The organism is Pseudomonas serbiensis, from assembly GCF_030580745.1.
Lineage (GTDB): Bacteria > Pseudomonadota > Gammaproteobacteria > Pseudomonadales > Pseudomonadaceae > Aquipseudomonas > Aquipseudomonas serbiensis.
Window position 1 is genome coordinate 176805 of sequence record NZ_JAUQOO010000009.1, and the last position, 15133, is coordinate 191937.

Genomic DNA, 15133 nt, shown 5'->3' on the forward strand with positions numbered 1-15133 from the left:
GAGCCTGTTTTCAACGCAGCATCACCGATGCGCAGATACATTTCAAAAAAAGAAACCCCGGGCAGAGGGGAGAGCTACCCGGGGCAAACACCTGGGAGGTTTCGATCACCGGAGCACAATGATCGAACCTGCCACAACCTATGTGAACGCTCTCAAGGAATAAGGTTCCTGGCTCGCTCAGGCAAAAGCGGGCGCAGTGAACGCACGGGCCAGTGCGGCATGGCGCGTCGCAGCGATCACGCAGGGCTCGATCCGGCCTTCGGCAACCATCAAATCCCGGTGCAAACCGTCCACGACATCTGTGAGCTGACGTTTATCGCGCAGTTGATCGGCAGTGAAACTGCGCTCGATCACAATGGCACCAGTAGCATCTTTCAGTGTTACCAGACGCTCTCCACGTGCGCCTTCCGGGCTGAGGCTGGCCTGGTAAGGAGCCAGCGCTTCGCTTAGCAGTAAGCTGATATTTTCCATCTGGATCACCACTCAACAGTTTGAATGCAAAGGTGCTTATCACTGACCATCGGCAAGCGCGGAAAGTTCTTTGGCCTGCGAGGTTCATTGGACGGCTCTGATAACCGAGCATGCCTGTCGAATATGACAAAGAAAAAACCGGAGATCAGATCCGCTCATTAGTTATAGGAACATTCACCACAATCTACACCCAACATCCTACAAATTTCCTATAGATCAAGGTGATACCCAAACAGCAACATCGTATGCAATGACGTTAGCTGCCATTCGATGGAGCAATACCTTGAGCGCTTCCACTGATCGCCCCCTGCGCATCATCCTGGCGGATGACCATCCGATCTTTCTGATCGGCCTGCGCGTGGTGATCGAGCAAGACAATGCAGCCCGTGTCGTCGCACAGGCCTGTAGCCCGAACGAACTGTTTCAGGAACTCAAGAACCATGAGTGTGATTTGCTGGTCACGGACTTCATGATGCCGGCGCAACGGCAAAGCGATGGTTTACGTCTGCTGCAGCGCATTCATCGCCACTTCCCGCAGCTACCGGTTATCGTGGTGACAACCCTGAGCAATGCCGGACTGTTTCGAGCGATGCTTTCGCTCAATGTCCAGGGATTGCTGAGCAAGGCCAGTGTGGTGGGCGAGTTGCCTGCTGCAATCAGGAGCATCCGGCGCAAGGAAGTGTTCATGGCCGACTCGGTACACAGAATCCTGCTCGAAGCCGAGGATCATGGGGCAGACAGGCTGAAACCGCTTGAGCAGTTGAGCCCCAGAGAACTGGAAGTCGTACGCCTGCTGGCTGCCGGGAATACCGTCGGTGAGATCGCCACCCAACTGAGCCGCAGCAAACAGACCGTCAGCGCACAAAAAGTCAGCGCCATGCGCAAACTCGGCCTGAGCAACGAAGCAGCGTTTTTCATTTACCTACAGGAACACGGGCTTTCCTGACCCGCTACCTTTCGCGATACCGGCCTCGGACTGCACCTTTTGCGCTCGTCGAGCCAGCACAACAGATCTGCCACGCACAGGGGGCGGGAAACGAAATAGCCCTGAATGGCCGGAGTCTCCAGCACCAGCAGGCTGTGAAAGTCATCGATTGTTTCCACCCCTTCCACCACGACATCCAGCGACAGGCGTCGAGCCATGAACATCACCCCGGCAACAACCGCCGACTTGCGAGGATCGTCCGCCATGCCACGCACGAATTCGGCAGGGATCTTCAGCTCAGAGAACGGGAGCTGCAAAAGCCGCATGATGTTAGAGGCTCCCATACCGAAATCATCGATGGACAGCGTGCAGCCCTGCATGCGCAGGCGCAGCAACGCCTCCAGTTGCCATGCCTCGGGTTGCAGGGCGTCATGTTCGAGAATTTCCAGGGTGAGGATGCTTGCCGGTAACTCATACAGCACAAGAAGCGCCATGATTCGCGTGGCAAAGTCCGTCTGCTCCAGTACCCGCGGAGCAATGTTCACCGCAACAGGCAACGCCTCGCCTTGCTTGCAGCGGACATCTGCGGACAATTGCAAAGACTGCTCAAGCACGTGCCAGGTCAAGGGCACCAGCAGCCCGGCGCTTTCAATCGCCTGCATGAAACTGCCAGGGGCCAACAGACCGTGCAATGGATGCTGCCAACGGACCAGCGCTTCGACGCCCAGAACATCGCCATCGACGCTGACCTTGGGTTGAAAGCAGGTGATCCACTGCTCAGCCAGCACTGCCAGATCCGGACAATCCCGGCCTGCTGCCGGGACAAGCAATTGCTCGGCACAAAAGACAGGTTGAGGCTGGGTATCCGGCACGCTCTGGCCGGGTATCGAGGCGGACTGATCATAGGCTTCGAGCAAATCGCACAGCCGGGCCGCCGAGGCCGGTTTCTGCAAGCCCCCCAATACTTCCAGCCCCTGACTGCGGGCCAATTGAACCACGCCATCAAGCACCGATTCCGAAACTTTGCTGAGAACGATCAGCGCCCTGGCCTGGCCACTCTGCGCCAGATGACGAATCAACTCCAGGCCATCAGGCCCCTCCATCTGCAGATCACAGATGGCGATATCGACCTCACCCCGATTGAGCAAAGACTGCCTTGCAGCTTCGACGCTGTCTGCGGTCAGCACGTCGAATACCTGATTGGCATTGAGCATCTGGTGCAAGGCCATCAATTGAAAAGGATTGTCTTCAAGGATCAGAACTTTGAGAGAGCGCACGGTCATTTTCCAGATCACAGCCTTCAGGCCGAAAGTGACAGCACTCTAGATCTCCTGTTGGCTGCCCCCCATAAGACAAGTCCTAAAATTCAGGGCACCTGTGCCAACTGCAATTCAATATCTGCCCGCAGGCTTTCAATGGAAGCATCCAGTACCGGCCAGCGCTCGCTCAAGGCAGCACCGGATTCGCTCTTCACGCTGGCGTCGAGCGCTGCACAGGCCTTGGCCAGCGGCACGGCATCCACCAGACAGGCTGCGCCTTTCAAACGATGCAGGGAGGCACTTAAAGTCTTCCAGTCATGGGCTCCGACCGCTGGCTGCATCACCTCACGCTCATGACGCAGGTTTTTCCACAACTCTCCCAGCAGGCGCTGTATCTGTTCCTCGTTGGCCTGAGTCATGCGCCGCAAGGTACGAATATCGAATGTCTGCTCACGAATGACTTTGGCCAGTTCCTCTGACAAGCGCTCCAGAGACAACGGCTTGACCAGCAATCCATCCATGCCGATGCGCTCGCATCGCTCGGCCTCATCCGTCATGGCATTGGCCGTACAGCCAATGACCGGACAACGCGGGAGCTGTTCCTGAGACTCGATATTGCGGATTGCTTCGGTCAGTGCGTAACCGGTAATCCCTGGCGTGTTGCAGTCTGTGATGACGGCATCGAACGCCTCCTCGCGCCACATATCCAGGGCCTGGGCACCACCTTCGGCGGGCACGACCTGATGGCCGAGAAACTCCAGTTGCTGAGTCAACACCAGACGGTTGGCCGACATATCGTCCACCACCAGCAAACGCAAACTGCGCTCACCCGGATTGCGGCTCTGCATCCGGGTTTCATCCTGCTGCACGGTCAGGCGTTTCACTCTGGCGAGCGCCACATCGACAGTCACTTGCGTGCCATGTCCCGGTTCACTGCACAGGCTGATTTCCCCGTTCATCAGCTCTACAAGCTGCCGGGAAATACTCAGCCCCAACCCACTGCCGCCATAGCGGACCGCAATATCGTCATGGGCCTGAATGAAAGGCTGGAATATCTGCTGCTGACGCTGGGGATCGATCCCCGTTCCGCTGTCCTGGACAATTATCCGTAGGCGTCGCGACTCGCTGTGCTCCTCAAGCACACTGACAGTGATCACCACAGAACCTTGTTGTGTGAACTTCAGGGCGTTGCCCAGCACGTTATGCAGCACCTGACGCAGCCGTAACGGGTCGAGCCAATAATCACCACGGGCCTGCTCTGCAAAATCCAGCCTCAGCTCTAACCCTTTCTGCTCAGCCTGGGCCGAGAACAACTGCACAATGCCTTCAAAAAACGGATGGAGCGAAGTCGCGGACAACGACAACTGAATCCCGCCCGCCTCGATTCTGGCCAGATCAAGGCTGTCGCCAATCAGAGCGACAAGCTCCCTTGCCGATTGATGAGCCACTTGCAAACCTTGGGAAGGTGTCTCGCCACGACGCAGTGCCTGCTCACATTCCAGCTCCAGCAGGCCGATGATGGCTCCCATCGGCGTGCGGATCTCATGACTCATGCTCGCCAGAAACGCACTCTTGGCCTCGCTGGCCTGATCGGCATGCCGTAGTGCCTCTTCAAGCTGAATCTCCAGCCGCTTGCGTTCGGTGATATCGATCCAGCCGCCCAACAGCCCCTGCAACTGGCCATCGGCACCAAAGAAAGGCGTCGTCCATTGCCAGGCATCGACATGCTTGCCAAACAGCTCCATGGTCCTGTCGGCGAATATCGGACGTCTGGTCTCCAGTAACTTGAGATAGTCGGCATGCATCTGTTCGGCCACGGAGCGCGGGATCAGATCGACGTCGATCAGGCGGCGACCATTCATTTGCTCAAAGCTGATCCCGAAGCTTTCTTCATAGCTGCGGTTACAGGAAATAAGCCGTCCCTTGAGATCGCGAACGTAAATCGGATTGGGAATGCCATCGAACAGCGCGTGCTTGAAAGCCAACTGGTCGTTGAGTTGCCTTTCGGCCTTGAGCCGCTGGCGAATCTGGGACTTGAGCCGGCTGCTCCAGCCCAGGGATACCAGCCCCAGCAACAATGCCAGTACCACAACCCAGAACACCCACTGCGGGATACGGCTCCAGAGAGAGGGCTGAGGCAATACCGAACCCAGCCACTTCATGCGGATGGAGCGCATCTCGGCCACCGGAAATGCCTCCAGAGCCTTGTTCAGGATGCTGAGCAGTTCAGGTTGCGACTTGATCACTGAAAACTGGTCGGGAGACCACTTGCCGTCGACACTGCGCGCCACTTTCAGATTGCCGGGCGGAAAGAGGTAGGCGCCGGCTTCGTTCTGGATCGTGGCATCCGCCTGCCCGGTTTCCACCAGGTTGCGTGCTTCGGCATAAGTCGAAACCAGTTGCAACTGGACCTCGGGAAAGTTGCGGCGGATCTCCTCTTCCAGCGCATGCTTTGCAGGCAATGCCAGTACCCGGCCGGACAGGTTGCCCAGGGAAACGTGCGAAGAGTTTTCGGAGCGCACGACAAAGACCCAGCTATTACCTCCAAACGAATAGGTGAAATCCAGAAACTGCCTGCGCTCGGCGTTTTCGGCCAGCGTTGTATTCATCTCCGCCTCTGCGGCCTTCAGCACCTCGATGCTCATCTGGGTCGAAGGTACTTCCTTGTGAACGAACTGCAGGCCGGTCATACGGGAAATCCGCGCCAGCACATCGATATTCAGCCCGACCCAATGGCCGTTATTGTCCTTGTAGATATAGGGCGGATGCTGTGTGGTGGAGATTGTCACGCTGGGGTGTTTGCTCACCCAGAGCCGCTCTGCTCTGGAGAGCGTGATCCGTTGCCCGACCACATCGGCACCCAGCCCCAGCGTCCAGCGCCCCAGCACCTCACGGGCGACGGATGGCTCAAGGCTGCTCAAGGCCCGGTTGATCAGGGTCAACAGCCGCTGCTCGTCCTCACGCACGGCAAACGCAAAGCCCACAGGCGGCAATGCGCTCTCGAACTTGATCTGCAAACCCAGGTAAGGCCGCAAGGCGTTATAGGAACGCACAATCACTTCATTGCCGATAAAAGCGTCAACTTCTCCCTGGCTCAAGGCCTCCAGAGCACTGTAGAGATTGGGCGCAATAATGATTTCGCTTTCGGGATAGGCTTTATGGACAGTGCTTGAGTCCGCATACCCATCGAGCAATACGACTTTCTTGCCTGCCAGCCCCAACGACGGCCACGGGTCGCTGCCTCGTCCGACCACCATCGAACGATCGGGCATGTACTCATGGGAAAATGCCAACCCCTTCACGGCACGCTCGAAACCGTTGGCACTAGTGAGAATATCGACGGCGCCGCTACGCAATGCGGCAATCGCATGATCGCGTTCGGCAAAGCCAATCACCTGGATCGGCATGTTCAACTTGTCGCCAATCAGGCTGAGGTAATCGGCGCTGATGCCCTGATAACGATTACGGTCGCTGGTGATATCGATAGGTTCATAATCGGCAATGGCAATGCCGACCCGTAGAGCCTTGCGTTGCTCCAGCCACTGTCGATCCGCCGCATCGAGGGGCAAATCGTCCAATGCCAGAAATGGCGCACTCAGCGTAAATGGCAAATCCTGCGCTGCACTTGCGGACTGGCCGAAAGACAGCATCAACAGGACCAAAATCGTGCGCCATGCACGCCCGATAATCAGGTTGCCGGTCGCCCTGACCACACCTTGCATACTTGCCTGTTTCACAACCACTGACTCACCCGTAGGAACTCAAAAACCTCCAAAGTTTGGCACGGGAAAATGAGAAGGCCCGCCGGGTGGCGGGCCTTAAGTTGTTACACAACGCTTCTGTTATAACGGTTTTCCGCGGTTGCCGTGCTGGCTGACAAAGGCCTGCATGGCTTTGAGGTCATTTGGCAAAACGGTGCAGCGTTCGTCGCGCTCGAACAAATCAGACAAATGTGCAGGCAGCTCAAGCGCTTTTCCTACGCCTGCCTTCTCCACTGCCTCAGGGAATTTGACCGGATGGGCCGTTCCCAGGATCACCATCGGCGTATCCAGGCTGCGACGGCACTCACGCGCGGCCTTGACCCCGATTGCCGTGTGCGGATCGAGTACTTCACCTGTCTGTGCGAACACTTCGGCGATGGTCTCGCAGGTCTGCTCATCACTGACGGCCAGCGAATCGAACAGTTTGCGTGTTTCGGTCCAGCGGTCTTCATCGACGCTGAAACCGCCACCCTGCTTGAAGGTGTCCATCAGGCCGGCGATTGCTGCGCCGCTACGGCCATGCATATCGAACAACAGACGCTCGAAGTTGGACGACACCATGATGTCCATCGAAGGCGACAGCGTGGCGTGCAGGGTTTCCTTGACGTACTGGTTGCCGCTCATGAAGCGGTGCAGGATGTCGTTGCGGTTGGTGGCCACGATCAGTTGATTGACCGGCAGCCCCATGTTGCGAGCCAGGTAACCGGCGAAGATGTCACCGAAGTTGCCGGTAGGCACCGAGAACGATACCGAGCGAGCCGGGCCGCCCAACTGCAGGGCTGCGTGGAAGTAGTAGACGATCTGGGCCATGATCCGCGCCCAGTTGATCGAATTGACCGCTACCAGCCGTGTGCCCTTGAGGAAGCCCTGGTCCGCGAAGCTGGCCTTGACCATCTCCTGGCAATCGTCGAAGTTGCCTTCGATGGCGATGTTATGGATGTTATCGCCGAAGATGGTGGTCATCTGGCGACGCTGAACGTCCGAAACACGCTTGTTGGGGTGCAGGATGAAAATATCGACATTGTCGCAACGACGGCAGCCTTCAATCGCTGCCGAGCCGGTATCGCCGGAAGTCGCGCCAATGATGACCACACGCTCGCCACGCTTGGCCAGCACGTAATCGAGCAGACGACCGAGCAATTGCAGAGCGAAGTCCTTGAACGCCAGAGTCGGGCCATGGAACAGCTCAAGCACCCACTCGTTGCCGTTCAACTGGCGCAACGGGGCAACCGAGCTGTGGGCGAACACGCCGTAGGTTTCTTCGAGAATCTTCTTGAAGTCGGCATCCGGGATGCTGCCATCCACGAACGGACGCATCACCCGGAAAGCCAGCTCGTGATAAGGCAGGCCAGCCCAGGAAGCGATTTCTTCCTGAGTGAAACGAGGCAGGTTTTCCGGCACATACAGGCCACCATCGCTGGCCAGGCCTGCAAGCAGCACATCTTCGAAATTCAACGCTGGCGCCTGGCCGCGGGTACTGATGTAGCGCATTTTTTCAAACCTTTGGTTTGAGCTGGAAGCTTCAAGCTGCAAGTTTCAAGCTGCAAGTAAAGGCACGTTGACCTCTACTTGCCGCTTGCCGCTTACCGCTTGCCGCTTGCAACTAATCAATTAATTGAGATGTTCGACACGAATCCGCACAACGGGGCCTACCACATCCTGCAAGGCTTCCAGCGCTGTGATTGCATCGTTCATGCGCTGCTCGCGTACGCGGTGCGTCAGCAGAATCATTGGCACCAGGCCGTCCTGCTCTTCGACTTCTTTCTGCATGATCGATTCAATGTTGATGCCGCGCTCGGACAGGATGCTTGCAACCTGAGCCAGTACGCCCGGATGGTCCTTGGCCTGGATACGCAGATAATAGGCACTCTCGCACTCTTCGATCGGCAGAATCGGGTGAGCGGACAACGAATCCGGCTGGAAGGCCAAGTGCGGTACGCGATTCTCCGGGTCGGAAGTCATGGCACGCACCACGTCCACCAGATCGGCAACCACGGAAGAAGCCGTTGGCTCCATGCCTGCGCCAGCGCCGTAGAACAGGGTCGAACCCGAGGCGTCGCCATTGACCATCACGGCGTTCATCACGCCATTGACGTTGGCAATCAGGCGGTCGGCCGGGATCAGCGTCGGGTGAACCCGCAGCTCGATACCCTGCGCCGTGCTGCGCGCAACGCCCAGGTGCTTGATGCGATAGCCCAGGGCTTCGGCGTAGTTCACGTCGGCAGTGGTCAGTCTGGTGATGCCTTCGGTGTAGGCCTTGTCGAACTGCAGCGGGATACCGAATGCAATGGAAGCCAGAATCGTCAGCTTGTGGGCAGCGTCGATGCCTTCCACGTCGAAGGTCGGATCGGCTTCGGCGTACCCCAGCGCCTGGGCTTCAGCCAGGACGTCCGGGAAAGTACGGCCCTTCTCGCGCATTTCGGTGAGGATGAAGTTACCGGTACCGTTGATGATCCCGGCAACCCAGTTGATGCGGTTTGCCGACAGGCCTTCACGAATCGCCTTGATGACCGGGATACCGCCTGCGACGGCGGCCTCGAAAGCCACGATCACGCCCTTCTCACGGGCCTTGGCGAAGATTTCATTGCCGTGTACCGCGATCAGCGCCTTGTTGGCGGTAACCACGTGCTTGCCGTTCTCGATGGCCTTGAGCACCAGCTCACGGGCGACGGTGTAGCCGCCGATCAGCTCGACGACGATATCGATTTCAGGATTTTCCGCCACCGCGAACACGTCGTTCGTGGTGGGTGTACCGGTAATCTGGCAGTTGGGGTTTGGTGTACGAACCGCAATTTGCGCAACTTCGATTCCACGCCCGGCACGACGGGCAATCTCCTCGGCGTTACGCTGAAGTACGTTAAAGGTACCGCCACCGACAGTACCCAGCCCACAGATGCCTACTTTGACCGGTTTCACTGATGAACTCCCCGAAAAACGGCCGCCCCGAAGTCGGCCGTGGAAAACAGCCGCATGTCACCATGCGACTCCAATTTTTTTAGCGGGATGACGGCAAGGCGTCACCCCATGCCCATGAGGCGTTCCTGACGATGCAGGATTATTTGGCACCCAGCGCCAGCTTGGCAACCTGGGCAGCCGGCTGATAGCCAGGAATCAGTTGGCCATCGGCCAGGACAATGGCTGGCGTACCGTTCACGCCAATCGACTGACCCATTTCAAACTGTTTGGTCACCGGGTTCTCGCACTTCGGTGCCTTGATGTCCTTGCCGTCGACCATAAGGTCCATGGCTGCCTTGCGGTCCTTGGAACACCAGACCGCCTGCAGTTGCTGGTCGCCCGGCGAACCCAGCCCCTGACGCGGGAAAGCCAGGTAACGGACTTCGATGCCCATCTTGTTCAACTGAGCCACTTCTTCATGCAGCTTGTGGCAATAAGGACAGGTGGTGTCGGTGAAGACGGTGATATGCGATTTGGTTTCGCCAATGGCCGGGTAAACCACCATCTCGCTGGCAGGAATGCCATTGATGGTTTTCGAGATCGCCTGACGTTCGGTCTTCTCGGTCAGGTTGACCGGCTTGCCGTTCTGGATCTGGAACAGATAACCCTGCACCACGAACTGGCCATCGGCGCTGGCATAAAGAACACGACCGCCCTTGAGTTTGACTTCATAGAGGCCATTGAGCGGGCTGGCTGCGATGCTTTCTACAGGCAGCTCCAGTTGAAGCGACTCCAGGGTCTTGCGGATGGCTTGATCGGGGACAGCATCAGCCAGGGCAAACGCACTGAAAGAGCTGGCCAGGGCAACAATGGCGGCAGCAAAAACATGAGGCAAGCGCATGAAAACTCCTATGAAGGCGGACAGACCGGCGGCGCTGAAAACGACTGACGCCAGCTTCAATCTGTGAAACCGGCAAAGCCTATCACATAAGGCCTGTAACACCGACCCGGACAAACACAACTTAAATCAAGGTTCAGCCGCGTGGATGGTGCCTGGCGTGCATATCCTGCAATCGGGCACGGGCAACGTGTGTATAAATCTGTGTCGTGGACAGGTCACTGTGGCCAAGCAGCATCTGCACAACCCGCAAGTCGGCACCATGATTGAGCAAATGAGTGGCAAAAGCATGACGCAAGGTATGGGGTGACAGTGACTTGCCGATGCCGGCGACAGCGGCCTGATGCTTGATGCGGTGCCAGAAGGTCTGCCGAGTCATTTGCTCGCCACGCAGGCTGGGAAACAGGACATCGCTGGGACGTCCGCCCAGCAGCTCATCACGTGCGCCGCGCATATAACGCTCGACCCAGACAATGGCCTCCTCCCCCATGGGTACCAGCCGCTCCTTGCTACCCTTGCCCATGATTCGCAGGACACCCTGACGCAAATTGACCTGCTCCAGCGTCAGACTGATCAACTCACTGACCCGCAGGCCACAGGCATAAAGCACTTCCAGCATTGCCCGGTCACGCTCACCGATCGGCTCGCTCAGGTCGGGCGCGGCCAGCAAGGCTTCAACATCGGCTTCAGACAGGGATTTGGGCAGTGGCTTGCCCAATTGCGGCATATCGATCAGCAAGGTCGGATCGACCGCAATCAGCCGCTCGCGCAGAAGGTAACGATAGAAACCACGGGCTCCGGACAGGAAGCGGGCAGTCGAACGAGGCTTGTAGGCCTGATCCATCCGCCAGGACAGGTGATCGAGAATCACATCGCGTCCGGCATCGATCAAATCCACATTGCGCTCTTGCAGCCAGCCGTTGAACAAGGCCAGATCACTGCGATAAGAGTCACGGGTGTTATCGGACAAACCCTTTTCCAGCCAGAGCGCGTCCAGAAAACGGTCGATCAGGGGGTGGTCGATGGCAGGCATTTTCACTCGTAGGCTGTATGGCGACAGATGAGTTGCATGATTAAACAGCACACAACAAAAAAGCAGCCCGAAGGCTGCTTTTTTTATGCATCGAAAGACTGTATCAGGACAGTTTTTCTTTGATGCGAGCTGCTTTACCGGACAGGTCACGCAGGTAGTACAGTTTGGCCTTGCGAACGTCGCCGCGACGTTTCACAGCCAGGCTGTCGATTTGCGGGCTGTAGGTCTGGAAAGTACGCTCAACGCCAACACCGTTGGAGATTTTACGAACAGTGAAAGCACTGTTCACGCCACGGTTCCGCTTGGCAATTACAACGCCTTCAAACGCTTGCAGACGTGCGCGGTCGCCTTCCTTCACTTTCACCTGAACGACGATAGTGTCGCCCGGGGCAAAGGTAGGGATCTCTTTGGTCATCTGCTCTGCTTCGAGGGCAAGAATGATTTTGTTAGTCATGCTGGTGCTCCTAAGGTAATCCGTCTGGATCGACCATCGATACGTTAACTATCGTCCCGCTCGCGGATGTATTCCGCCAGCAGCTTCTTCTCTTCTCCAGAAAGCGAGCGGCTTTCCAGAAGATCGGCGCGTCGTTCATAGGTCCGCCCAAGGGACTGCTGTAAACGCCAACGCCGGATATGCGCGTGATTGCCACTTAGCAACACGTCGGGAACACGCTGATCCGCATACACCTCAGGTCGGGTGTAATGCGGGCAATCCAGCAGACCGTCCGTGAAGGAATCTTCCTCCGCGGAGTCCACATGCCCTAAAGCTCCAGGCAGCAGTCGCGTAACCGCGTCGATCAGCACCATTGCCGGTAGCTCGCCACCAGACAGTACATAGTCACCAATCGACCACTCTTCATCGACATAAGCATCAATAAAACGCTCGTCAATGCCTTCATAACGACCGGCGATGAGGATAATCGCTTCCTCCTGCGCCAGTTCGCGTACCGCAGACTGATCCAGCTTGCGGCCTTGTGGCGACAGGTAAATCACCTTCGCCGCATCCCCCGCTGCCTGCCTGGCCTGAACCAGAGCATCCTCAAGGGGCTTGATCTTCATCACCATGCCAGGACCACCGCCAAATGGGCGGTCATCTACAGTGTGATGACGATCAGTGGTGTAGTCCCGCGGATTCCAACAAGTGAGCTGCAAGAGCCCCTGTTTCACCGCACGGCTGGTAATGCCGTATTCGCTGATGGCGGAAAACATCTCCGGGAACAAACTGATGACTTCTATGCGCATGCTAGCCATAGCATTCAGAAGTCCGCATCCCAATCCACCTTCATCTCGCCGGCGTCCAGGTCGATTGCCAGCACACATTGCTCCGTATAGGGCAACAGACGCTCGCGATCATCCAGACTGCCCGCGCAGGGCTTGACCACCATTACATCGTTCGAGCCGGTTTCAAGCAGGTGATCGATCTTGCCGAGCAATTGCCCGAGCGTGTCGATGACCTTCAGGCCTTCAAGCTGGTACCAGTAGTACTCGCCATCGTCCAGATCAGGGAACAGGTTACGCGGCACGCAGATTTCGCAACCGGACAGAAGACGCGCTTCGTCGCGATCATCGAGACCCTTGAGCTTTGCGACCAGGAACTTGCCTTGCAAGCGTCCGCTGACCAGCTCTACCTGTTTTTCCACTTTCCCCTCGCGCCGCAGCGTCCAGGTCGTGTAGTCCAGCAGGTTATCAATCGGATCCGTAAAGGAATAAACCTTCACTTCGCCGCGAACGCCATGAACCGAGAAAATCTTGCCTATGACGATCAGATCGTCGGCAGATGCAGGCGTCGCGTTCATAGGTTTCAGGCCGCAGCCTTAGCCTTGTTGTGCTCTTTGATCAACTGAGCAACGCGCTCGGAAGTCTGAGCACCAACGCCCAGCCAGTAGTTCAGGCGTTCTTCGTTGACGGACAGACGAACTTCCTGACCACGAGCAATCGGGTTGAAGAAACCGATTTGTTCTTTGTGGGAACCGTCACGAGCGTTGCGGCTGTCGGTTACGGTCAGGTGGTAAAACGGGCGCTTTTTGGAGCCGCCAAGGGCAAGACGGATGGTTAGCATTGAACATCGTTCCTGTAGTCGGTGCTGCAAATCTAAGATGCACAGCGGGCATGGGTGCCCGAAAGGCCGCATATTCTAAGGAATATCCCGACTTTTGCAAATGTCTTTTTCCGGCGCCTGTCGGCATGCCATCCAGATTTGCAATGAAACTGTCGTAAGACAGCGGTTGAGTCCCGCAGAACGCGGGATTGCTGGAGGCCAGGCCTCCAGAATGAATGCGCGCAAAGTTTCTTGCGCGCGACACAATCACATTTTTGGCATGCCGCCGCCAGGGAACATTCCACCCATGCCGCGCATCATTTTTGCCATACCGCCCTTGGCGGAGAATTTCTTCATCATCTTCTGCATCTGTTTATGCTGCTTGATCAGACGCCCAATGTCCTGAACCTGGGTTCCCGAACCGATGGCGATGCGGCGCTTGCGCGAACCGCTGATCAGATCAGGGTCGCGGCGCTCGGCCGGCGTCATCGAGTTGATGATGGCTTCCATCTGCTTGAACTGCTTCTCGGCAGCACCCTGGGCATTGCCCATCTGCGAGAGGTTCATGCCACCGATACTCGGCAGCTTGTCCATGAGGCCGCCAAGGCCGCCCATGTTCTTCATCTGTTGCAACTGGTCGCGGAAGTCTTCGAGATCGAAGCCCTTGCCCTTCTTGAGCTTCTTGGCCAGCTTGTCGGCTTTCTCTTTATCGAGCGTCTGCTCGGCCTGTTCGATCAGGCTGAGTACGTCGCCCATGCCGAGAATTCGCGACGCGATACGATCCGGGTGGAACGGTTCCAGAGCTTCGCTCTTCTCGCCCATACCGATGAACTTGATCGGCTTGCCGGTAATCGCCCGCACCGACAGTGCGGCACCGCCACGCGCATCACCATCGACCTTGGTGAGAACCACACCGGTCAATGGCAGCGCATCGCCGAAGGCCTTGGCGGTGTTGGCAGCATCCTGACCGGTCATGGCATCGACCACGAACAGGGTTTCTGCCGGTTTCACCACGGCATGCAATGCCTGGATCTCGCCCATCATCTCTGCATCGACGTGCAGGCGACCGGCGGTATCGACGATCACGACGTCGATGAACTTGAGCTTCGCTTCGCGGATGGCAGCCTGGGCAATATCCACAGGCTTCTGGCTGATATCGGAAGCGAAGAACGTCACGCCGATATCGTTGGCCAGGGTTTCCAGCTGCTTGATGGCCGCCGGACGATAAACGTCAACCGACACGACCATGACGGTTTTCTTCTTGCGCTCCTTGAGGAAGCGCGCAAGTTTGCCGGCGGTGGTGGTTTTACCCGCACCCTGCAAACCCGCCATCAGCACGACAGCCGGCGGCGTGACGTTGAGCACCAGATCTTCGTTGGCGGCGCCCATCAGGCTTTCGAGTTCGGCCTGAACGATCTTCACGAATGCCTGGCCTGGCGTCAGGCTGCGCGACACCTCGGTGCCTACGGCGCGTTCCTTGACGCTATTGACGAAGTCCTTGACCACCGGCAGGGCGACATCGGCTTCAAGCAAAGCCATGCGCACTTCGCGCAAGGTATCTTTGATGTTGTCCTCGGTCAGCTTGGCCTTGCCAGTTACGTGGCGCAGCGTCTGCGAGAGGCGGTCGGTAAGGTTTTCAAACATGCGCGATCCTTTCAGGCTCTGGTCGAACCCCGGTTGGTGCGGCCCGGCCCGCAATAATAATGGCGCTCGGCGAGCCTGCGGCTTGAGCAGGTCGCGGATTATAGCGAAGACTCCGCGGAACTGACACCACGCTGACTGCTTATGTAGTCTTTCGTGAAATGTCGGTTCTATGCCAAACTCAGCGTCTTTCGGGCTCGTCCTTCAGGATC

At 57.4% G+C, this 15133-nt stretch carries 13 protein-coding genes; 1 reads left to right on the forward strand and 12 read right to left on the reverse strand.

All coding sequences use genetic code 11. The features are described from left to right. Positions 1–177: 177 nt before the first annotated feature. Positions 178–471, reverse strand: coding sequence for a DUF3509 domain-containing protein (locus Q6A51_RS13985; RefSeq protein WP_201017927.1), 294 nt, complete (start codon positions 469–471; stop codon positions 178–180). Between the two features lie 283 nt (positions 472–754). Between Q6A51_RS13985 and Q6A51_RS13990 the strand changes: the two genes are divergently transcribed. Beyond that, positions 755–1417 carry a response regulator gene (locus tag Q6A51_RS13990; protein ID WP_304575034.1) on the forward strand — a complete coding sequence of 221 codons (663 nt, stop codon included), beginning with the start codon at positions 755–757 and terminating at the stop codon, positions 1415–1417. Here Q6A51_RS13990 and Q6A51_RS13995 read toward each other — a convergent pair. The 11 genes from Q6A51_RS13995 to ffh form a co-directional block, all read right to left on the reverse strand. After that, on the reverse strand, positions 1390–2673 hold the full coding sequence (locus Q6A51_RS13995; RefSeq protein ID WP_445177104.1) for an EAL domain-containing response regulator: 1284 nt from the start codon (positions 2671–2673) through the stop codon (positions 1390–1392). The two genes, Q6A51_RS13990 and Q6A51_RS13995, sit on opposite strands and share 28 nt — an antisense overlap. Positions 2674–2762: 89 nt before the next feature. Next, positions 2763–6305, reverse strand: coding sequence for an ATP-binding protein (locus tag Q6A51_RS14000; RefSeq protein WP_304575052.1), 3543 nt, complete (start codon positions 6303–6305; stop codon positions 2763–2765). A gap of 192 nt (positions 6306–6497) precedes the next feature. Further along, positions 6498–7907, reverse strand: a complete 1410-nt coding sequence (gene thrC / locus Q6A51_RS14005; RefSeq protein WP_201017930.1) for a threonine synthase — start codon at positions 7905–7907, stop codon at positions 6498–6500. Positions 7908–8027: 120 nt separating this feature from the next. Next, on the reverse strand, positions 8028–9332 hold the full coding sequence (locus tag Q6A51_RS14010; protein ID WP_201017931.1) for a homoserine dehydrogenase: 1305 nt from the start codon (positions 9330–9332) through the stop codon (positions 8028–8030). 139 nt (positions 9333–9471) lie between these two features. Next, complete coding sequence (gene dsbC, locus Q6A51_RS14015; protein WP_201003685.1) at positions 9472–10212, reverse strand: bifunctional protein-disulfide isomerase/oxidoreductase DsbC; 741 nt, start codon at positions 10210–10212, stop codon at positions 9472–9474. Positions 10213–10345: 133 nt separating this feature from the next. Beyond that, positions 10346–11242, reverse strand: coding sequence for a site-specific tyrosine recombinase XerD (xerD, locus tag Q6A51_RS14020; RefSeq protein WP_201003687.1), 897 nt, complete (start codon positions 11240–11242; stop codon positions 10346–10348). A 103-nt stretch (positions 11243–11345) separates the two neighbouring features. After that, positions 11346–11696, reverse strand: a complete 351-nt coding sequence (gene rplS / locus Q6A51_RS14025; RefSeq protein WP_025258887.1) for a 50S ribosomal protein L19 — start codon at positions 11694–11696, stop codon at positions 11346–11348. Between the two features lie 44 nt (positions 11697–11740). Further along, positions 11741–12493 (reverse strand): tRNA (guanosine(37)-N1)-methyltransferase TrmD, encoded by a 753-nt coding sequence (gene trmD / locus Q6A51_RS14030; RefSeq protein ID WP_304575035.1) that lies wholly within the window; start codon positions 12491–12493, stop codon positions 11741–11743. A 5-nt stretch (positions 12494–12498) separates the two neighbouring features. After that, a complete protein-coding gene (rimM, locus tag Q6A51_RS14035) occupies positions 12499–13038 on the reverse strand; it encodes a ribosome maturation factor RimM (RefSeq protein WP_304575036.1) in 540 nt (179 codons plus the stop codon). 5 nt (positions 13039–13043) lie between these two features. Continuing rightward, the gene (gene rpsP / locus Q6A51_RS14040) at positions 13044–13301 is read right to left on the reverse strand and encodes a 30S ribosomal protein S16 (RefSeq protein WP_025258884.1); all 258 of its coding nucleotides are present in this window, start codon (positions 13299–13301) and stop codon (positions 13044–13046) included. 246 nt (positions 13302–13547) lie between these two features. Beyond that, complete coding sequence (gene ffh, locus Q6A51_RS14045; RefSeq protein WP_201003693.1) at positions 13548–14924, reverse strand: signal recognition particle protein; 1377 nt, start codon at positions 14922–14924, stop codon at positions 13548–13550. Positions 14925–15133 lie beyond the last annotated feature (209 nt).